Source organism: Streptosporangium sp. G11 (genome assembly GCF_051192615.1).
In the GTDB taxonomy this organism is placed as follows: domain Bacteria; phylum Actinomycetota; class Actinomycetes; order Streptosporangiales; family Streptosporangiaceae; genus Streptosporangium.
Genome location: NZ_JBPJUQ010000109.1, coordinates 1 through 18,708 on the forward strand (window position 1 = coordinate 1; position 18,708 = coordinate 18,708).

Below are 18,708 nucleotides of genomic sequence, written 5' to 3' on the forward strand. Positions count from 1 at the left end.
ACTTCAAGCTGCTACAACGAGAACGTCGCCTGACCGCGGGACCGCTCTTCAAGTTCCACGAGCCGCGGGACATCCTCTTACCCGCCCCCTTTCTCCAGTGGAGCAGCTATGACCATTTCCCACCGTCCTGGTGACCCCCACGGCAACGACGAAATGGAGATCACCATCAGGCTGACCGCTTCCGAAGCTCGCAGCGTCGGCAAGGACGCCCTCCTCATGGCGGAAATCGTCGATAGCTGTTTGTGGGCCCTGGGCATGCTGCGCACGGGTGCCAACTCCCGTGACTCCGGCTCTCCCACACCGACTGTCGGCGATTGGGCAACAGCATTGCGTGGCCTGGACCGGCTTGCGCCCCGGCTACGGGGAACCCGCGACGCCGTCGTCCGGGCTTACTTGGCCTCCGGAGGAAGCACGCAGCGACTGGCCGATGTCATGGCCATCCCACTCTCAGAGCTTCAGGACGACGCCGAACGCACGATGGCACAGCCCCCCGACACCTGGGAGGAATGGGCGACCACATCCCGCCCCGAATCCACCATCACACGTTCAAAATCCGAGTCCACGCCAGACGCCAACCACGCATAGTAACCACTCCGCCTCCGAGACCAGCCCCAGGCGGTGCTCAAACTCATCGACATTTCCACCTGCCAAGATCTCTAAGTGGTGCTCATAGAAGCACGCAGATGGCGTTCTTACTCACCTACATAGCCATGGAGCCGTTGCTGCCGGTCGGTAAGAAGCCGGGCAGGCCGCCGAAGTGGACGAAACGGCAGCTCATTGATGGGATCCGGTGGCGGACGAGGACGGGTGCGCCGTGGCGGGACGTGCCCGTCCGGTATGGCGAGTGGGAGACGGTCTATGGGCTGTTCCGGCGGTGGCAGCGACACGGCACCTGGGCGCAGATCTTGAAGAATCTGCAGGCCAGGGCTGACTCCAAGGGTCTGATCACCTGGAAGGTGAGCGTGGATTCCACGATCGCCCGCGCGCACCAGCACGCCGCTGGTGCGTGTAAAAGGGGGATCTGCAGGTAGAGCCGCCCGGCGGCGTCGATGTCGAGCCCGCCGACCACGGGCTGGGCCGCTCCCGGGGCGGGCTGACCACCAAGCTGCATCTGGCTGTCGAGCAGGGCCAGAAGCTGTTATCGCTGATCATCACTGCTGGTCAGCGTGGGGATTCTCCTCAGTTCCAGCCCGTGCTGGAGCGGATCAGTGTGCCCCGGATGGGGCCGGGACGCCCGCGCACGCGTCCCGACAGAGTCCGTGCGGATAAGGCGTACGGCTCGCGTGCCAACCGCGCCTACCTGCGCAGGCGTGGCATCACCTGCACGATCCCGGAGAAGGCTGACCAGGTCCGCAACCGCAAGAACCGACGTCGGCCGCGGCCACCGCGCTGCTCGCGGCCGGGGCCGTCATGGGCGGCACGGCCACCTCCGCCGAGGCGGCGGTCGGTTGCGCTGTGACCTATACCTCGCACACCTGGGGCACCTCGTCGGGCGGTTTCACCGCCTTCATCGACATCACCAACACCGGAGACCCGCTCTCGGGCTGGGCGCTGACCTTCACGTTCCCGAGCACCCAGCGGATCACCGGTGGCTTCAGCGCGCAGTGGAGCCAGAGCGGCCAGCAGGTCACCGCCAGAAACCCCGCCTGGGGCGGATCGATCAGCTCCGGGAGGACCTTCAACCTCGGCTTCAACGGAACCTGGACCGGCAGCAACCCGCCGCCGACGGACTTCGCCCTCAACGGCGTGCCGTGCACGGTCAAGCTGGTGCCGAGTCCCACCCCTTCACCCAGCCCCTCGCCCTCACCCCCGCGGCTGCGGATCCTCATCTCCCCCTCCGACCTCACGGTGCCCGAGGGCGGCACGGCGAGCGTCCAGGTACGGCTCAGCCAGCGGCCCCCGGGCAACGTCATCGTGGGCAGCGCGCGGGTCTACGGCGACACGGACCTGTCCGCCGGACCGCCGCTGACCTTCACCCCGGACAACTGGGACGTCCCTCAGCCTCTCACCGTGACAGCGGCCGAGGACGACGACGCGGTGAACGGCTTGGCGACGTTCGACTCCCGCAGCAGCCAGATCACCGGCAGCAGCGCCTTCCTGTGGGACGCCGTCGAGCAGGACAACGACTAGTACTCCATCGTCGACCCCGACCACCGGTACTCCGCGAACAGGACCGGATCGACCTTCACCTGCCCCCCGCCATGTAGTTGACCGCGGCCTTCGGAACCTCACCCGCGTGCCGCGGAAACCGTCCCTCCTGCTCGAAGAGCTTCAGCAACAGACCATAGCCCAGGCGATTGTGTGGCCCGCGACACGCCTTGATCAGCTTCTTGTCCGCGTCGTCGAGGAAGAACACCTTCCCCATCTCGACCTGCGACGGCGGCCCGCAGTACTGCCCATACCGCGCGGCCTCGCCATCACTCAAGAAATCAACAGGCATCCACGGAAAGCAGGACCAGCCTCTACGCACCGTCATCGAAGTGATAAAATAGTTACAACATGATCACTCAGCGTACGGAGGACCCCGCCACCGGAGAGCCAACCGCGGCCCGTGCGATGGAACGGGAACGTACGCCAAGCCTCTCCGGATCCCGCATGCAGCCGTCACGGCTGACCTGCGAGAATGGGCTTAGCGTACGTTTTCGTTCCGCTGCACTTCGACCCCCGAGACCTTGCCGGTCAGCCACTCACCGCGCGCGTAGAACCCCGGCTCGCGGAGCGCCTTGCACGCCTGCCCGTACTTGCAGCCAAGGGTGCGGAACTCGGCATAGACGACGTCGCGGTTGTAGACGGAGAAGATGGGGTTGGGCAGGATGCGAAGCACACCCAGGTCTTCATCCTTGAGCGGTTCAACACAGTCGCGCAGCGTCCTGGGTAGCTGCTCGGGAAGAGACGGCATCGAGCTCCTTTCATCAGAGGGGGACGAGGGTTCGGCGGCGCGGCGCCGAACCCCAGCCCAAAAAGCCGGCAGGCTGGATCAGGGCATCACGCTGACGTCGCTGGTCGCGCTGTCGATCCCGTCGTTCACGCTGAGCATCCTGCTGCTGTACGGCTTCGCGGTCGCGCTGGCCGCGGCGCAGGCGGCGATCGTCGTCAGGCAGATGCGCGCCGCCGCGCTCGATCTGGCCGCGCAGGACTTCCTGGCCTTCGCCAGGGCGCGCGGCCTGCCCAGGCAGCGGGTGTGGGTCAGCTACGCGCTGCGCAACGCGGCGCTGCCCGTGCTGACGGTGCGGCAGCGCGGGCGTCCGGTTGGGCCCGGAGGACAAAGAACGGCGCGCATCCGTCGTCCCGCAGGCCAAAGGGCGATGCCGGTCGCCTGGTGATACTGGCAGCATGGATCTCGAACGAGTCAAGCGCGAGGTATTCTCGCTGGTCAGCCCGCACACCCCAGGCCTGGCCGTCGGCGTGTACGTCGACGGCGCCGCGGTGCTGACGGTCGCCCAGGGGGCGGCGTGCGTGGAGTTCGGCGTACCGATCGACGAGCACACCAGGTTCGACGTCGCCAGCGCGAGCAAGCAGTTCACGGCGGCGTGCGTGCTGCTGCTGGAGCGCGAAGGGAAGCTGGGGCTCGACGACGACGTGCGGGCGCACGTGCCTGAGCTGAGTCTGCAGACACCGGTGACGCTGCGGCAGTGCCTGCAGCACACCGGCGGCCTGCCGGAGTGGTACTCGCTGCAGGCGCTGACGGGCGTGCCGCTGGCGGAGATGACCGAGCAGCGGCTGCTGGAGGTGCTCACGGGCATCCGCAGGACGACGTTCGAGCCGGGCACGGCGTTCTCCTACTCCAACACCGGCTACGTGCTCGCGGCGGTCGTGATCAACCGCGTCACGAATTCGTCGCTGGCGGAGTTCGCGCGCAAGCGGCTCTTCGAGCCGCTGGGGATGGCGGATTCGCTGTTCCGTGACGACGCGTCGGTTCCGCTGGACAGGCTGGCGTACGGCTACGCCAACGCGCAGGGCGAACCACGCAGGGCCGACACCCAGGAGAGCGCGGTCGGCGACGGCGGACTGGTGACGAGCGTGGCGGGGCTGGCGCCGTGGTTCGGGTTCCTGGCCGACGGGCGGGTGCTCGGCACCGATCTGCGCGAGCGGCTGCTGGAGCCGGGGGTGCTGGCCGACGGCACGGTCCAGGCGTACGCGATGGGGATCTATCACGGCGAGGGCTGGTTCGCCCATGCGGGCGGCATGCACGGGTACCAGTCGAACCTGCTGTACCTGCCCGATCCGGGTGTCGGCATCGCGGTGCTGTCCAACCAGACGGCGATCAATCCGGTGAGGGTGTCACACCGGCTGGCGCGGCTGCTGCTCGGCCAGGAGGAGCCGCCGAAGCCCGAGCCGAAGAGGCCGGCTGTGCCTGAGCGGCTGCACTGGCAGGATCCGGCCGGGGGCGGGACGCTCACCCTCGCACCCGCCGACGAGGGCATCGTGATCGCCGGCGTGGGCGTGTTCACCGGCGGCGCCGACGGATGCTGGCACGGGACGGGAGACGCCGAGGGTGGCTGGGTGGAGATCGACGGCGACCGGCTGCTGCTCAGCGTCGGCCCACTCTCGCGCCCCCCTGTCGTCTTCGACGCGGCCGAGCCGCCCTCGGACGCGCCGCTGCCCGACGGCGTCTACCGCAGCTGGGAGCTCGGCGTCGACGCCATCGTGAGCGACGGTGAGGTGCGCATCGGCCGCGAACTCAAACTGCCGGTGTCTGCCGCCCCTGGCGGAGCGTGGAAGGCCGGGCCGTTCACGCTCCGTATCCACGAGGGCGACCTGCTGGTGAGCGGCGGCGGCCTGCGCCGGACGCGCTTCGAAGGCTGATTGGCCCGCAGGACGAGGCGGGGGCCGCCGGTTTTGGCTGCCGGGTCAGTGAACAGCGGCTGTCCGGCTCCTAGCGTCCGACTATCCCCGCCCGAACCTTTCCGAGGTGGTCCCATGACATCCGCGAAGGCCGCGACCGCCGCCGTCGTACTCGCGCTCACCACCGCCTGCTCCTCAGGAGGAGCCGCGCCACAGGCCCGCGCGGGCCGCCGCGGGACTGCTGCCCAAGGGGCTGCGCGCCACCGGCTCGGTCACGCTCGACGGCCGGGAGCTCCTCGGCGCGCGCGAGCGGGTGTGGCGCTCGGTGCGCGGCACCCGGGTGAGCCTGCTCATGCAGGACCCGTTCGCCATGCTGAACCCCCTGCGTACGGCGGGCGCCCACGTCGCCGAATCGCTGCGAGGACGCAGGGACAGGGCGGAGGTGCTGCGCCGGCTGGCCGAGGTGGGCATCGACGACCCGGACGTGGCCGGGCGCCATCCGTTCCAGCTGTCGGGCGGCATGCGACAGCGGGTGGCGCTGGCCGCCGCGCTGGCGGCGGACCCGGGGCTGCTGATCGCCGACGGGCCCACCACGGCGCTGGACGCCACGACGCAGCACGAGATCCTCATGCTGATCAAGGGCATCCAGCGGGCCCGTGGCATGGGCGTGCTGCTGATCACCCACGACCTGAGGGTGGCGTTCGAGCTGTGTGACCGGGTGGTGGTCATGTACGCGGGGCGCATCGTCGAGCAGGGGCCGCCTGCCGAGATGGGCAAGGCGCCGGCGCATCCGTACACGGCGGGTCTGCTGGCCGCCGTACCCACCGTCGAGCGGCAGCTGCCCCGGCTCATCGGCATCAGGGGCAGCGTGCCGTCGGCGGCGGAGATGAGTGCGACGTGCGCTGCGACCAGGCGACGTCCGAGTGCGCGCACGCCCGGCCGCCGCTGCGCGAGCTGCGCCCTAAGCGGCTCACGGCCTGCCTGCACCAGGTGCGCCCCAGGACCCGCGTCGAGGAGGGCGGGGAGGAGCGCCGCCAGGTGGCCGGCGACGAGGTGCTGCGCGTCACCGGCCTGCGCAGGACGTACGGCTCGCACGTCGCGCTGGGCGGCGTCTCCCTGCACGTCAACCGCGGTGAGAGCGTCGGTGTCGTCGGCGGCTCCGGCTCGGGCAAGATCACGCTCGCCCGCTGCGTTCTGGGCCTGGTCAGGCCGGATTCGGGCACGATCGAGCTGGCCGACCCGGTTCGGCCACGGCACCAGCTGGTGCAGTGCTTCTTCCAGGACCTGTCGACCTCGCTCAACCCGGCCCTGACGGTCGGCGCCACGCTGGCGGAGGCGGCGGCGCAGGGCCCGGCGAAGGACAGGCTCATACCGGCGGAGCTGCTCGAGCTGGTGGGGCTGCCCGTCGCCTACGCTGGCAGGAGGCCGGCCGGGCTGTCGGGTGGGGAGCGGCAGCGGGTGGCCATCGCCAGGGCGTTGTCCGTGCGGCCCGCGCTGCTGATCTGCGACGAGCCGGTGGCCTCGCTGGACGTCTCGGTCCAGGCGCACGTCCTGGAGCTGTTGCGGGAGGTCGGCACCAGCATGCTGTTCATCACCCACGACCTGGCGGTCGTCAGGCAGATGGCCGACCGGCTGGTGGTGCTCTCGCGCGGCGAGGTGGTGGAGAGCGGTGGCACCACGGAGGTGCTCGCCGCCCCCGCGCACGCCTACACGCGCAGGCTTTTGGCCTCCGTACCGGCCACGCCCTGAAATTTCATACTTCCGTACCTAGCGCCCGCGATGGCGGGCAAGGGAGGCTAGCGCCATGCATGACCTGCTGCTTCGCGACGGGACCGTCCATGACGGGCTCGGAGGAGCGCCGCGGCACGCCGACGTCGCGATCGCCGACGGGCGCGTGGCCGCCGTCGGGCGCGACCTCGGCCCTGCCCGGCGCGTGATCGACGTCTCCGGCCTGCTCGTCAGCCCGGGCTTCGTCGACCCGCACAGCCACTCCGACACCGTTCCCTTCCTGGAGGAGCCGCAGCCGTTCAAGCTCCTGCAGGGCGTGACCACCGAGATCGTGGGCAACTGCGGTTTCTCGTGCGGCCCTGTCGATCCGGAGTCAAGGAGCTTCCTGCCGGCCGAACTGGCCGGGGCGGCCTTCGCCACCCTCGGCGACTACCTGGACGCGGCCGAGGCGGCCGGGCCGAGCAACAACCTGGCCGTGTTGGCCGGGCACAACACGCTTCGCCTGGCCGCGGCCGGGATGAGCGCCGAGATCACGCCGGACCGGCTGGCGCGCATGTGCGAGCTGGCCGCGCAGTCCTTCGAGGCGGGCGCGGTGGGGCTGTCGAGCGGACTGGAGTACGTGCCTGGCGCCTACGCGGACCTGGAGGAGCTGGTCGCGCTCGCGCTGGTGGCCAAGCGCTGGGACCTGCCGTACGCCACGCACATGCGCAGCGAGAGCGAGGGCCTGGCCGACGCGCTCGACGAGGCGATCGCGGTGGCGAAGCGGGCGGGCGTGCGGCTGCAGGTCTCGCACTGCAAGGCCTCGGGGCGAGCGGTGCACGGCGCCTCCGCGATGGTGCTGGACAAGCTCGCCCAGGCCCGCCGCGCGGGCGTGGACGTGCGCGCGGACGTCTATCCCTACCTCGCCTTCGGCACCATGCTGGTCGCGGTGCTGCCCCCGATCGCGTGCGAGGGCGGCGAGCAGGCGCTGCTGGAGCGGCTGGGCGACCCGGCCGAGCGTGCGGCGCTGCGCGCACTCGCGGAAGACCCGGCCATCGGCACAGGCGTCGGTTTCTGGCGCGAGCTGCACCCCTCGGACGTGCAGATCCTCGTCCACAACGATCCTGGCATCGAGGGCAGGCGGCTGTCCGACCTCGGTGGCGACCCGTGGGAGGCGCTGTGCGACCTGGTCAGGCTGGACCCGCAGGCCTCGGGCGTCTTCCACACCATGCACGAGCGGGATCTGGCCGCGTTCCTGGCCGACCCGCTGATCTCCATCGGCTCCGACAACGGGCCTCCTGTCGGCCCCAACCATCCGCGCACGTTCGGGACCTTTCCCACCTACCTCGGCACCTACGTCGAGAAGGAGGACATGCCTGAGGCGATCCGCAAGCTCAGCTCGGCCGTCGCCGCCCAGTTCGGCCTGGCGGGGCGCGGCTGGCTGGGTCCGGGGGCGATCGCCGACCTCTGCGTCTTCGACCCCGTCACGATCGGCCACGCGGGCACCTACGAGAGTCCCGACGTGCGGCCCACGGGGGTCGAGCACGTCTTCATGGCAGGGCGCCAGGTGGTCGCCGGCGGGGAGTTCACCGGCGGCAGGCACGGCCGGATGCTCAGGCGGGGTGCCCGGTGACGGCGCGCGGGCGGGTCACGCTCGGCGTGCTGATCGACAGCCTCGGCCCCGGCCTGGCGCGCCCGCTGGCGCTGCCGTACGGCAGGGAGCCGCTGGTGGGGACCCCGGTCATCTACGACCCCGAAGAGCCGCAGGCGGGGCTCGACGGCGCGGTCCTGCTGGTGACCGGCCGCCCGTCGGCCGAGATCCTGGCCCGCGCGGGCGAGAGCGGCGTGGCCGTCGTCGTGGTCAAGCCGGGCACCTGCGACGAGCAGGCGCTGGCCATCGCGGCCAGGGCGGCGGGCACGGCGCTGCTCGCTGCGCCTCCCGAGCTGTCCTGGGGGCAGCTCTACACGCTCATCGACGCCCTGCTCGCGGTGGTCGCCCCGGCCGAGGACCCACGCGGCACCCGGGCGGCCGACCTGTTCGTGCTGGCCAACGAGGTGGCGGTCCGGGTGGGTGGCGCGGTGGCGATCGAGGATCTGGCGATGCGGGTGCTCGCCTACTCCACGGTCGAGGGCCAGCGCATCGACGAGCTGCGCAGGGAGGGCATTCTGGGCCGCCGGGTGCCCGAGCATCCGACCAACGCCGAGGAGTACGCGGCCGTGCTGCGCGCCGACGGGGTGGTCTGGAGTCGCGAGCCGCGTGAGTTCTACCCCCGTCTGGCCATCGCGGTCCGGGCGCACGGCGAGGTGCTCGGCACGATCTGGGCGGTGCAGGCGGAGGAGCCGCTGGCCCACGACGCCGCCGCGGTTCTCGAGGAGGCGGCCACCGCCGCGGCGCCGCACCTGGCGCGCATCAACCTGGCCGCCGACGAGGCGCGGCGCAGGCGCGACGAGTGCCTGGGCTGGCTGTTGCGCGGCATCGGCGCGGTCGACGAGCTGGCCACCTCCTTCGGCCTGCTGCCGCGCGAGCCGGTGACGGTCGTGACGCTGGGCCCCTACGCGGGCCCGGCCGACGCCTTCGCCGCGACGCACGCCGCCGACCTGCTGCGCGCCGCGTTCGTGGCCTACCGGATCAGGGCCGCGACCGGCGTGGTCGACGGCCGCGCCCACGCGATCGTGGCGGCCGAGGCGTCCGCGACGTTGCTGCGCCGCATCGTCGTGGACACGCTGGCCAGGGTGAGCGAGCGGCTGGGCGGCGGCTGGCGGGCCGGCATCGGCCGTACCGCCGCCTCCGTCGCCGCCGTGCCCGCCGGGGCGCGCCAGGCGGAAGAGGCGCTGCGCGCGGTCTGCGGGCCGTTCACCCAGGAGCTGGCCGGGTCGCACGAGGAGCTGTCGGCGGCGCTGTTCCTCATGGACGTGGAGGCCGCCCTGCGGCCCAAGCCCTCCCTGTCCGGCGAGCCTCTGGCGCTGGTCGCCGCGCACGACGCCAGGCACGGCACCCACTACGTGCACAGCCTGACCGTCTGGATCGGCACCCACTACGACGTGCCCCGCGCGGCCGAACTGCTGTCGCTGCACCCCAACACGCTGCGGTACCGGCTGCGCAGGATCGGCGAGCTGATCGCGCTGGACGATCCGGACACGCGGCTGGTGCTCGCCCTCCAGCTCAGGCTGAACGGCGCCACAAAGCAGAGCGGATGAAGTTCGGCGTGGACGCCAACGCCCCGGACGGCGCGCGCCGCGATGCTGATGCCCATGGCCGAACACCTCACCATCCGTTCCCTCCACGGCACCGGGGCGCTGCGGCGTGCCGACCGACTGTTCCGCGAGGTCTGGGGAACCAGACGCGGTGACGACCCGCCGATAGCCCTGGACCTGCTGTGCGCGTTCGCCCACACCGGCGGGTACGTGGGCGGCGCCTTCCTCGACGACGAGCTCGTCGGGGTGGCGACGGGGTTCCTGGCGACCGGCCACAGCCTGCACTCGCACGTCGCGGGCGTCGCCGATAAGGCGCGCGGACGTGGCGTGGGCCGGGCGCTCAAGGAACACCAGCGGGACTGGGCGGCCGAGCACGGGCTCGTGGCCGTCTCATGGACGTTCGACCCGCTGGTCCGGCGCAACGCCTTCTTCAACCTGACCCGCCTGGGCGCCGAGGTCGGCGCCTACCTGCCCGATTTCTACGGGCCGATGAGCGACGGCATCAACGACGGCGGGCCCTCCGACCGGCTCTTCGTCACCTGGCCGATCGAGCAGGCCGCTCCCCCTCCGGTTCAGGAGCGCGAGGGGGTGGTCGTGGTGGACGAGACGGGGGCCGTAAGGGACGGCGAGGGCGCGCCGCTGCTGCGGTGCGCCACCCCGGCGGACGTCGAGGCGCTGCGCACGACGGACCCCGCCGCGGCCAGGCGTTGGCGGGCGGCGCTGGCGAGCGGGCTCGGCGGCGCGCTCGGCCAGGGATACCGGGTCACCGGGTTCACCCGCTCCGGCTGGTATCTGCTCGCCCGCGGGGGTGCCGCGTGAAGCTCGACGCCGTCGAACTGCGCCAGGTCGCGCTGCCGCTGGTCAGCCCGTTCCGCACCTCGCTCGGCACGCAAACGGTTCGCACCGCGCTGCTCGTGCGGGTGCTCACCGACGAGGGCGAGGGCTGGGGCGAGTGCGCCGCCGATGACGAGCCGACCTACAGCCCCGAACACCTCGCAGGGGCCGCCGACGCGATCAAGCGGTTCATGCTCCCCGCGCTGGCCCCGCTCGATCTGGATCCGGCGGCGGTCGGTCCCGCGCTGCGGCACCTGCGCGGGCACCCGATGGCCAAGGCGGCCGTGGAGATGGCGGTGCTGGACTGCTGGCTGCGGGCCCGCCGCACGAGCCTGGCCGCCCACTTGGGAGGGGTACGGCAGCGCGTGCGCGTGGGCGTCTCCGTGGGCATCGCCGAGACCGTCGACGCGCTGCTGGACACGGTCGACCGGCACCTGACCGCCGGCTACGCCAGGATCAAGCTGAAGATCGAGCCCGGCTGGGACCTCGAGCCGGTCAGGGCGGTGCGCGAGACGTTCGGCGCCGGTGTGATGCTCACCGTCGACGCCAACACCGCCTACGAGCCGGGCGACCTCAGGCACCTGGCGAAACTCGACGCCTTCGGGCTCGCGCTGGTCGAGCAGCCCTTCGCCCCTGACGACCTGCACGCGCACGCGGCGCTCGCCGCCCGCATGGACACGCCGGTCTGCCTGGACGAGAGCATCACCAGCGCGCGCGACGCGGCCGAGGCCATCAGAAGGAGCGCCTGCTCGATCATCAACATCAAGCCCGGCCGGGTGGGCGGCTACCTGGAGGCGCGCCGCATCCATGACCTCGCCCAGGCGAACGGTGTGCCGGTCTGGTGCGGCGGCATGCTGGAGACAGGCCTGGGCCGGGCCGCCAACCTGGCGCTGGCCGGCCTTCCCGGTTTCACGCTGCCGGGCGACATCTCCGCCACCGAGCGGTACTACCACCGCGACATCACCCGCCCGTTCGTGCTCGACGGCGGCGAACTGGCGGTTCCCGCCGGGCCCGGCCTCGGCGTGCTGCCCGAGGAAGCCGCCCTGGAGGCCTGCACGACGGTGGTGGACACGGTGAGCTGCGTCTTCTGAACGTGCTCTCAGCAGGTGGCGTGCTGATCGAAGGAGCGCAGGACCCGAACGGCGGCCGAGGTCGCCGTGCGGGTCCTGCGCTCCAGGTGAGGGCTAACGGCGGCCGTACAGGGCCATCCGGCTGATCATGGCGTCGGCGGCGAGGTGGTAGCAGACCGTCACGCAGCCCAGCACCTCCGTGGGTGTGGCGAAGGTGGCGGCGAGCGTCTTGTCGGCGATCCTGCGCACGCCGGGGATCTGCGCGCCCAGCTCGGCCGCGGACGTGCTCGGCATGTCGATCTCCAGCTCGAGCACCTCGGGCAGCTGGAGCGGCGCCAGCTCCCCCGCTCCCCGTACGGTCTCCGCCGCCGCCTCCCTGATCAGCCGCCTGGCCTCGGCCGGCGAGAGGCTGTCCGCGGCGGTGTGCCCGTGCGCGATCTTGACGGCGACCGTACGCACGCCGGGGAAGGCCTTCTCCGCGACGCCGCAGATGACGTCGTCGCCGGTCAGCAACCCCACCGGGACGCCGACCGCGGCCGCCTGCAGCGCGTTGACCTCGGCCTCCGACACCGGACGGCCGTTGAGCCGCACCTCGTAGAAGTGCGAGGAGTAGGTGTGGGCGAGCACGCCTGGCGAGCCGGCAGCGGCGTGGTAGCCGAGGAACATGGCCACGTCGTGCTCGGCCGCGATGCCCTCGGCCATGCAGTCCAGCTTGGGAGTGCCGAAGATCAGCCGGGCGCGCGGGTCGAGCTCCTCGTGCAGCAGGTTGTCCATGGTGCCGTGGCTGTCGTTGACCAGGACGCTGTCGGCTCCGGCCGCGAAGGCGCCCTCGATGGCGGCGTTGGCCTCGGCGGTCATCAGCCGTTGCGATCGCGGATACCCGTGGCCGCCGCGGACGACCTGGTCCATGGTGGCGATGCCCGTGACGCCCTCCATGTCGATGGAGATGTAGACCCGCACCGGCTGCTCCCTTCCTTGGTCTTCCTTGGTCTCCGTCACAGGGTGTCACCCTGGGGGACGGCGAGCTTTGTCGTGGGGGCCGAAGCCGGGCGGCCGCCTTGGGCGTCCCGTACAGCGGAGGGGATCACGAAGGCGGCGCCGACGGCGAGCAGGCCGAGCAGCGCGGAGAGCAGGTAGGTCTCGACGAAGCTGCTCTCCGCGGGGACCCCCGCCACGGTGCCGGCCGCCAGCGCCATGCCGCCGAGCTGCGCCCCGAAGGTGCCGCCGATGCTCTTGGCGACGAAGACCACGCCGCTGACCCCTGCCGCCCGGTCGCCGGGAACGTCGGCGGCCACGACGTTGAGCCCGGCGGTGAGGCCGATGGAGCCGCCCAGCCCCATGATCGTCACCCCGACCACGATCTGCCACGGCGAGGAGTGCCAGAAGGCGAGCGCGGCGGTGCCGGTCGAGACGAGCGCGCTGCCGAGCACCAGCACGGCGCGCCGTCCGAGCAGCCGGGTCATCGGTCCGACCAGCGGCGCGACCAGGGTGCCCGCGATGCCGAGCGGGAACATGTAGACCCCGATCCACAGGGTGTCGGCGCCCAGGCCGTACCCGGTCTCAGCGGGCAGCGACAACATCATGGGCAGCGCGACCACCAGCCCGAAGGAGGCGAAGCCGAACGCGAACCCCATCGCGGTCACCCCTGCGGGTGAGCGCCCCGCCAGCAGCCGCAGGTCCACGAGCGGGTCGGCGGTGCGGAGCTCGACGACCGTCCAGAGACCCAGCGCCAGCGCCGCGCCCACGAACAGGGCGAGGGTGGCGGGAGCCGTCCAGCCCACACTCGAGGAGGTGGTCAGGCCCAGCATGAGCAGGGTGAGCCCGACGCCGAGCAACAGCCCGCCGGCCCAGTCGACGCGCCCCGAGGCCGCTCTGGGCGTGGCGGGCACCGCCCGCCAGGCCCAGAGCGCGGCCACCAGCGCGCCGGCCAGGGTCAGGAAGAACAGCCACCGGTAGCCGAGCGCCGAGGTGAGCGGCCCCGCGAGGATAAGGCCGAGCGCGCTGGCCAGGGCGGCGACGCCGATGACCAGGCCGTTGCCGGTGGCGCTCTGCTCGGGTTCGAGGGTGTCGCGGAACAGCCCGACGGTCAGCGGCAGCATGCCCAGCCAGACGCCCTGCACCGCCTGGCCGGCGATCAACACGAGCACGTTGGGCGCCAGGCCGGAGACGAGGGCTCCGGCGCTGGTGATCGCCATCAGGATGAGCAGCACGGTGCGCTTGTCGTACATGTCGGCCAGGCGGCCGACGATCGGGGTGCTGATCGCCGAGCTGATCAGCCCGCCGGTGAAGATCCACGCGAGCTCGCCTGGCGAGGCGGACAGCTCCCGCTGGATGAGCGGGAGCGCTGGCGACAGCATTGTCTCCAGCAGCTGGAAGACGCCGATGAACAACACCGGCGCGCCGATGACGCCAAAGCCGGATCTGGGCATGGTGGGGCCTTTCGGGTGGGGGTGGTGTACGGTCGCGCGTTCCCCCGAGCCCGCGACCTGGCTAGGCCGGGCCGAGCACCCCGGGCGTGACCAGGGCCCGCGCGACGTCGGCGAAGTACTCCTCGGAGCTGCCGTGGACGCCTAGCACGACGGCCTGCCCGAGCCCGGACAGCAGCGCCTTGAGCGCGCGGGCCAGGCGCACGGCCTGCTCGCGCGTGACGGGCACGCCTGCGTGCTCCCGGCCGGCGAGGTGCTCGGCCAGCTGGGCCTCCGAGGCGTCGATCGCCGTGTTGAGCTTGGTCAGCAACTCGGCGTCGTTCAGCACGAGGTCCATCACGCGGATCTCGAACAGCAGCAGCGCGGCGGCCTCGGGGTCGGCCGACATCCGCCAGTACTGCCTGGCGATGGTGACGACGACCTCCTCCAGTGGCCGGCCCGGCGCGATCTCCTCGAACGGTCCGAGGCCGAGCGGGCCTGTGTAGTCGTCGATCATCGCGACCATCAGGCCGCTTTTGCCGCCGAACAGCGAGTAGACGGCCCCCGTGGTCAACCCGGCCAGCTCGGCGATGTCCTCCAGCTTCGCGTTCGCGCCCTCCCTCCCGACGACCTCGCGTGCCGCGTCGATCAGCGCGCGCTTGTTGGCGGCCTTGCTTTCCGCCCTGGTCAGTCGCATGGCGTTGGGGTCTCCCTGTTCGAGGTTGGCGCAACGATAATCTAGATTTTTAGAATAATCCAGATTATCTTTTCCGGCATGGACGTTGACCAGCACATGAACCGGGTCCCCGACTACACCGCGTTCCCGACCGTGGACCAGATGCACGCCGAGCTCGACGAGCTCGCCGCCGCCCACCCCCACCTGGTACGGCTGCGCCGCATCGGCACCTCGCGCCTGGGCGAACCGCTGCGCGTGGCCACGATCGGCGCCGGCCCCCACGACGCGGTGATCATCGGCGGCCCCCACCCCAACGAGCCGATCGGCGCGCTCACCGTGAGCAGCCTGCTGCGCCGGCTCATCGACGACGCCTGGCTCCGCGAGGAGTTCGGCTACCGATGGCACCTCATCCCCTGCGTCGACCCCGACGGAGCCCGCCTCAACGAGGGCTGGTACGTCCGGCCGGGTGACCGCCGCGCCTACGCCGAGCACTTCTACCGCCCGTGCGATGCCGACCAGGTCGAGTGGACGTTCCCGCTGACCGGCGAGGGCTACACCTTCGACCGCACGCTTCCGGAGACCGAGGCGCTGATGGGGCTGATGGACGAGGTCAGGCCCGCTTTCGTCTATTCGCTGCACAACGGCGAGCTCCAGGGCGCCTTCTACTACCTCAGCCGGAACGAGCCCGGCCTCGCCACCGCCCTGACCGCCATCGCGGCCGGCCAGGGCCTGCCGCTGCACATGGGCCCGCCGGAGGTCCCGAGCGCGACCCAGATCGCCCCGGCGGCGTACGTGACACCGCGCGGCGCCGAGCTGGGAGAGATCTACGGCATCGGCGGCGGCAGCGTCGACTACGCCGACCGCTTCGACGCCCTGCACCTGGTGACCGAACTCCCCTACTGGGCCGACCCCCGCGTCTCCGACGAGACCCCCACCGGCCAGACGTACGGTGAGGTGATCACGACCTATCTCACCGGCCAGCGCGCTCTGATCGCCGAGCTGAGGCAGTCCCTGGCGAAGGTCGACTCCGAGCTGACCGTGCGGTCACCCTTCCGCCGCGCCCTGGAGGACTTCCTCGGCACCCACGACGACTACATCTCCGAATGGGAGGACTTCCCCGGCGCCGACCGGCCCGCCACGGTAGCCGAGGTCATCGGCAAGGAGCAGCTCAAGCACAGCATACGGCTGAGGTACGGCGGGATGTGCCTGCGCCTGCTGGACGCCGAGCTCGCCGCGGGCAACCCGGCCCCGGCCATCCGGGCCGAACGCGCCCGGGTAAAGGCGCTCTTCGACGCCTGGTTCACCGAAGCCGAGAGCGACTTCTCCGCCACGCCGATCCCGATCCGCACCCTGGTCGCCGTCCAGCTCGGCGCCGCCCTGCTGGCAGCGGAGGCGGCGAAGGCGTCGGCGCCGTCGCGCGGCGCGATCCGGTGACCGAGTGCCCTCGACCGGCCCCGCGCTCCATGAGGTCGCTCCTTGGAAGTCCCGCATCCGACGCAGCGCGAGAGCACCAGGGGCGCACACAAGCGCTTGGCGCGACGGCCTCAAGGTCCTTCGCTATGGTGGTGGAACGAAAGCTTTGAGCGTCGCTCCGCACGGCGGGCCGGGAGGCGCCCGGCGGGCGGGCGTGCTCCATACTACGGTGGACGGCTACACGAGCAGCAACCGTTCTCCCGCGCGCTCAGCTCGGCGGTCCGCGCCGCGTGCTCCGGGCTGAAGACGAGCTCCAGCCGCAACCGCATGCGATCCGGCCGCTCCAGGGCCTGCACCGCGTCGGCGAACAAGGCGTCGAACTCGGCCACCCGCAGCGGCTGCTCAGCAGTGGGCAGCGTGCACGCCGAGGGCACCCACTCCTGGTCAAAGGCGATGTTCTGTGTCATACCTCGACGGTAAACCTGTACCCAGGTACCGAATACAAGCCCCTCAGGCGTACGCGTAGCAGCGAAATCCGGCTGCTCCTCCTCTGGAGGCCGTCCTGTGTGATGGAACGGGAACGTACGCCAAGCCTCGCCAGATCCCGCGTTCAACCGTCTCAGGTGACCTGCGAGAACAGGCTTAGCGTACGTTTTCGTTCCGCTGCACCTCGACCCCCGCGCCCAGGAGGCGTTCTCGGCGATGTCGACGGCCCGCGCGGTAGGCCGAGGCGCCATGCTCGCGGGGACGGTTTCCCATCGGCTCCCAGCACGAGACACAACGCACGAACGCCTCCCTTCTGGGCTGGGAGTTCTTGACCATGGATGCTCATCATGGATGCATGGATCGAGCCTTGGCCCAGGACACGAAGGGGAACGCGCTGATGGCGTTTCTGCCGATCGCACGCGTTGCCGACGTGCCGGACGACGCGCCGATGCCTGCGGCTTTGGTCGCGGTCTGGTGCGGCCGGCACCTGCTTCTGGTCTTCGACCGCTTCCGCGGGGAGTGGGAACTACCTGGCGGCAGGATCGATCCCGGCGAGACACCCGTCCAAGCCGCCGTACGGGAACTCCACGAGGAGAGCGGCCTGCACCTGCCCACCCTCACCCTCGCCGGGTACGCACGCTTCCAGCTCGTCGATCCACCACGCGACGAATACGCCGCGATCTACACCGCCCACGTCCCCGTCCTCCACCACGCCTTCACCCCCAACCGGGAAATCAGCGCCATCTGCTGGTGGGACACCGCCGACGCTCCGCCCAGCGCCACCCAGATCATCGACGTGACCCTGGCGCAACACACCCACCTTCAGCAGCACTCGAACGACTGACTCACCACAGTCCGAAGCTGGGGGTCCGGGCCGATGTGATCGCCTGCTGATGAGGCCTCGTGGACATCGCCTGCTGATGAGGCCTCGTGGACGTCGATCGTCAGCGCGGGGTACGGCCGAGGTAGCGGAGCAGGTCGTCGACGACCGGGGTGAAGGAGGGACTGCCGGCGGTCTCGACCACCGGCGCGTAGGCGCCCCACTGGCGCAGCGGTTCGACGATTCCCCCCGCTGCGGCGAGAAGGTGGCCGGCGAGCTCGTCGTCGAGCGGGGACGGCTGGCCCGTGGCGATCGCGATGTCCCATGCGTGCACGGCGGCGTCGAGCGCGCACATCACCGCGGCGACCGGAGTGGGCAGGTCACCGTGCGGCAGCGGCGTCGCAACGGTCTCGGTGTCGTCGGCGACCGTCGCCCACGCCGCGGCGGTCTGCTCGACGGCGTCCTTCACCAGCTCCGCCGCAGTGCCGTCGACAGCTCCGGAAGGCGAGAAGGGGTCGTAGGCCGGGCCGTTTCCGATGCCGAGCATCTTCGCGTAGGCGAGCTGGTCGCCTGCGGCGTGCTGAATCACCTGGGTGACCGTCCAATCCGAACACGGGGTGGCGTTGTCCCACTGGCCCTCGCGCACACCCGCGACGCTGTTCTCCAGCGCCAGGTAAGAGGCGGCCAGCACCTCACGCCAGACCGGCTGCAGGGAGGTGACGGTCGCGGTGGTGGTGGTGTTCATGATCTCGCCTTTCGATCTCTTCCTTGCCTGTGACACCAACCTATGGGCCAATTAGGCTACTTTCGTTCCTAATAGCCGCTCGGGATGAGAAGAAATCAATGGCTCCGACGACGACTCGAGTGCTGCGCCTGCTATCCCTGCTGCAGGACCGCTCCCACACCGGCCGCGAGCTCGCCGAGCGCCTCGGCGTCACCGAACGCACCTTGCGCCAAGACATCCAACGCCTCCGCGAACTCGGCTATCCGGTGCACGCCGCGCGCGGCGCGGTGGGCGGATACCGGCTCGGACAGGGCGCGAAGATGCCCCCGCTGCTGCTCGACGACGACGAGGCGGTGGCCGTGACACTGGCCGTCGCCCAAGCCGAGGACGGCTCCACCGCGATCACCGACATCGACATTCGGTTACGAGGCAGAAGGCCACGACAGCAAGCGGAGCCTCAGCCCCAAGCGAAGACCTACTTTGGGGCTGGAGCCACCTTCGGGAGCGGAGGGCCGTGAAAGCCCAGAGTTCACGCGAACTGAGGCTTCTTCAGCGGGAACTTGCGTGGGTTCGGCATCTGAGGGCCTGTTCAC

20 protein-coding genes and 2 pseudogenes are annotated in these 18,708 nt (G+C 71.0%); 15 read left to right on the top strand and 7 right to left on the bottom strand.

Annotated features, from left to right (window positions below; all coding sequences use genetic code 11):
- Positions 1 to 108 precede the first annotated feature (108 nt).
- From ACSDR0_RS44865 to ACSDR0_RS44880, 4 genes are all read left to right on the top strand, one after another.
- Entirely contained in the window at positions 109 to 585 is a 477-nt protein-coding gene (locus ACSDR0_RS44865) for a hypothetical protein (RefSeq protein ID WP_435295085.1), read from the top strand.
- A gap of 98 nt (positions 586 to 683) precedes the next feature.
- A complete protein-coding gene (locus ACSDR0_RS44870) occupies positions 684 to 1,031 on the top strand; it encodes a transposase (RefSeq protein WP_435295086.1) in 348 nt (115 codons plus the stop codon).
- Between the two features lie 41 nt (positions 1,032 to 1,072).
- Positions 1,073 to 1,459: a transposase gene (locus ACSDR0_RS44875; RefSeq protein WP_435295104.1), complete on the top strand. Its 387-nt coding sequence runs from the start codon at positions 1,073 to 1,075 to the stop codon at positions 1,457 to 1,459.
- Entirely contained in the window at positions 1,456 to 2,130 is a 675-nt protein-coding gene (locus ACSDR0_RS44880) for a cellulose binding domain-containing protein (protein WP_435295087.1), read from the top strand. The genes ACSDR0_RS44875 and ACSDR0_RS44880 overlap by 4 nt, the downstream gene beginning before the upstream one ends.
- A 55-nt stretch (positions 2,131 to 2,185) precedes the next feature.
- Here the strand turns inward: ACSDR0_RS44880 and ACSDR0_RS44885 are convergent, their stop codons facing one another.
- Positions 2,186 to 2,440 carry a DUF4158 domain-containing protein gene (locus ACSDR0_RS44885; RefSeq protein WP_435295088.1) on the bottom strand — a complete coding sequence of 85 codons (255 nt, stop codon included), beginning with the start codon at positions 2,438 to 2,440 and terminating at the stop codon, positions 2,186 to 2,188.
- Between the two features lie 189 nt (positions 2,441 to 2,629).
- The gene (locus ACSDR0_RS44890; protein ID WP_435295089.1) at positions 2,630 to 2,824 is read right to left on the bottom strand and encodes a hypothetical protein; all 195 of its coding nucleotides are present in this window, start codon (positions 2,822 to 2,824) and stop codon (positions 2,630 to 2,632) included.
- Positions 2,825 to 2,840: 16 nt separating this feature from the next.
- On the opposite strand from ACSDR0_RS44890, the gene ACSDR0_RS44895 reads away from it, so the two are divergent.
- The 8 genes and pseudogenes from ACSDR0_RS44895 to menC all read left to right on the top strand — a co-directional run bounded on the left by ACSDR0_RS44895 (position 2,841) and on the right by menC (position 11,612).
- A complete protein-coding gene (locus ACSDR0_RS44895; protein ID WP_435295090.1) occupies positions 2,841 to 3,323 on the top strand; it encodes an ABC transporter permease subunit in 483 nt (160 codons plus the stop codon).
- Positions 3,324 to 3,333: 10 nt separating this feature from the next.
- Positions 3,334 to 4,806: a serine hydrolase domain-containing protein gene (locus ACSDR0_RS44900; RefSeq protein ID WP_435295091.1), complete on the top strand. Its 1,473-nt coding sequence runs from the start codon at positions 3,334 to 3,336 to the stop codon at positions 4,804 to 4,806.
- Between the two features lie 292 nt (positions 4,807 to 5,098).
- Positions 5,099 to 5,680, top strand: a pseudogene (locus ACSDR0_RS44905) (oligopeptide/dipeptide ABC transporter ATP-binding protein); the annotation flags it as partial.
- Positions 5,681 to 5,682: 2 nt separating this feature from the next.
- Positions 5,683 to 6,534 carry an ATP-binding cassette domain-containing protein gene (locus tag ACSDR0_RS44910; RefSeq protein ID WP_435295092.1) on the top strand — a complete coding sequence of 284 codons (852 nt, stop codon included), beginning with the start codon at positions 5,683 to 5,685 and terminating at the stop codon, positions 6,532 to 6,534.
- A 55-nt stretch (positions 6,535 to 6,589) separates the two neighbouring features.
- Positions 6,590 to 8,125, top strand: coding sequence for an N-acyl-D-amino-acid deacylase family protein (locus tag ACSDR0_RS44915; RefSeq protein WP_435295093.1), 1,536 nt, complete (start codon positions 6,590 to 6,592; stop codon positions 8,123 to 8,125).
- Positions 8,122 to 9,690, top strand: a complete 1,569-nt coding sequence (locus tag ACSDR0_RS44920) for a PucR family transcriptional regulator (protein ID WP_435295094.1) — start codon at positions 8,122 to 8,124, stop codon at positions 9,688 to 9,690. Before ACSDR0_RS44915 ends, ACSDR0_RS44920 begins: the two co-directional genes overlap by 4 nt.
- 54 nt (positions 9,691 to 9,744) lie before the next feature.
- Positions 9,745 to 10,506 (top strand): GNAT family N-acetyltransferase, encoded by a 762-nt coding sequence (locus ACSDR0_RS44925; RefSeq protein WP_435295095.1) that lies wholly within the window; start codon positions 9,745 to 9,747, stop codon positions 10,504 to 10,506.
- Positions 10,503 to 11,612, top strand: coding sequence for an o-succinylbenzoate synthase (gene menC / locus ACSDR0_RS44930; RefSeq protein ID WP_435295096.1), 1,110 nt, complete (start codon positions 10,503 to 10,505; stop codon positions 11,610 to 11,612). The genes ACSDR0_RS44925 and menC overlap by 4 nt, the downstream gene beginning before the upstream one ends.
- A gap of 93 nt (positions 11,613 to 11,705) precedes the next feature.
- Here menC and ACSDR0_RS44935 read toward each other — a convergent pair whose 3' ends face one another.
- The 3 genes from ACSDR0_RS44935 to ACSDR0_RS44945 form a co-directional block, all read right to left on the bottom strand.
- Positions 11,706 to 12,590 carry a M55 family metallopeptidase gene (locus ACSDR0_RS44935; protein ID WP_435295097.1) on the bottom strand — a complete coding sequence of 295 codons (885 nt, stop codon included), beginning with the start codon at positions 12,588 to 12,590 and terminating at the stop codon, positions 11,706 to 11,708.
- Positions 12,587 to 14,020, bottom strand: coding sequence for an MFS transporter (locus ACSDR0_RS44940; protein ID WP_435295098.1), 1,434 nt, complete (start codon positions 14,018 to 14,020; stop codon positions 12,587 to 12,589). The genes ACSDR0_RS44935 and ACSDR0_RS44940 overlap by 4 nt, the downstream gene beginning before the upstream one ends.
- Before the next feature lie 61 nt (positions 14,021 to 14,081).
- Complete coding sequence (locus tag ACSDR0_RS44945; protein WP_435295099.1) at positions 14,082 to 14,693, bottom strand: TetR/AcrR family transcriptional regulator; 612 nt, start codon at positions 14,691 to 14,693, stop codon at positions 14,082 to 14,084.
- A gap of 78 nt (positions 14,694 to 14,771) precedes the next feature.
- On the opposite strand from ACSDR0_RS44945, the gene ACSDR0_RS44950 reads away from it, so the two are divergent.
- Positions 14,772 to 16,106 (top strand): M14 family zinc carboxypeptidase, encoded by a 1,335-nt coding sequence (locus tag ACSDR0_RS44950; protein WP_435295100.1) that lies wholly within the window; start codon positions 14,772 to 14,774, stop codon positions 16,104 to 16,106.
- 203 nt (positions 16,107 to 16,309) lie between these two features.
- On the opposite strand, the gene ACSDR0_RS44955 is transcribed toward ACSDR0_RS44950, so the two are convergent.
- The gene (locus ACSDR0_RS44955) at positions 16,310 to 16,552 is read right to left on the bottom strand and encodes a hypothetical protein (protein WP_435295101.1); all 243 of its coding nucleotides are present in this window, start codon (positions 16,550 to 16,552) and stop codon (positions 16,310 to 16,312) included.
- A 374-nt stretch (positions 16,553 to 16,926) separates the two neighbouring features.
- On the opposite strand from ACSDR0_RS44955, the gene ACSDR0_RS44960 reads away from it, so the two are divergent.
- Positions 16,927 to 17,415 carry an NUDIX hydrolase gene (locus ACSDR0_RS44960; protein ID WP_435295102.1) on the top strand — a complete coding sequence of 163 codons (489 nt, stop codon included), beginning with the start codon at positions 16,927 to 16,929 and terminating at the stop codon, positions 17,413 to 17,415.
- A gap of 100 nt (positions 17,416 to 17,515) precedes the next feature.
- On the opposite strand, the gene ACSDR0_RS44965 is transcribed toward ACSDR0_RS44960, so the two are convergent.
- Complete coding sequence (locus ACSDR0_RS44965) at positions 17,516 to 18,136, bottom strand: TIGR03086 family metal-binding protein (RefSeq protein WP_435295103.1); 621 nt, start codon at positions 18,134 to 18,136, stop codon at positions 17,516 to 17,518.
- A gap of 98 nt (positions 18,137 to 18,234) precedes the next feature.
- Here ACSDR0_RS44965 and ACSDR0_RS44970 point away from each other — a divergent pair.
- Positions 18,235 to 18,537 (top strand): annotated as a pseudogene (locus ACSDR0_RS44970) (helix-turn-helix transcriptional regulator); the annotation flags it as partial.
- Between the last annotated feature and the right edge of the window lie 171 nt (positions 18,538 to 18,708).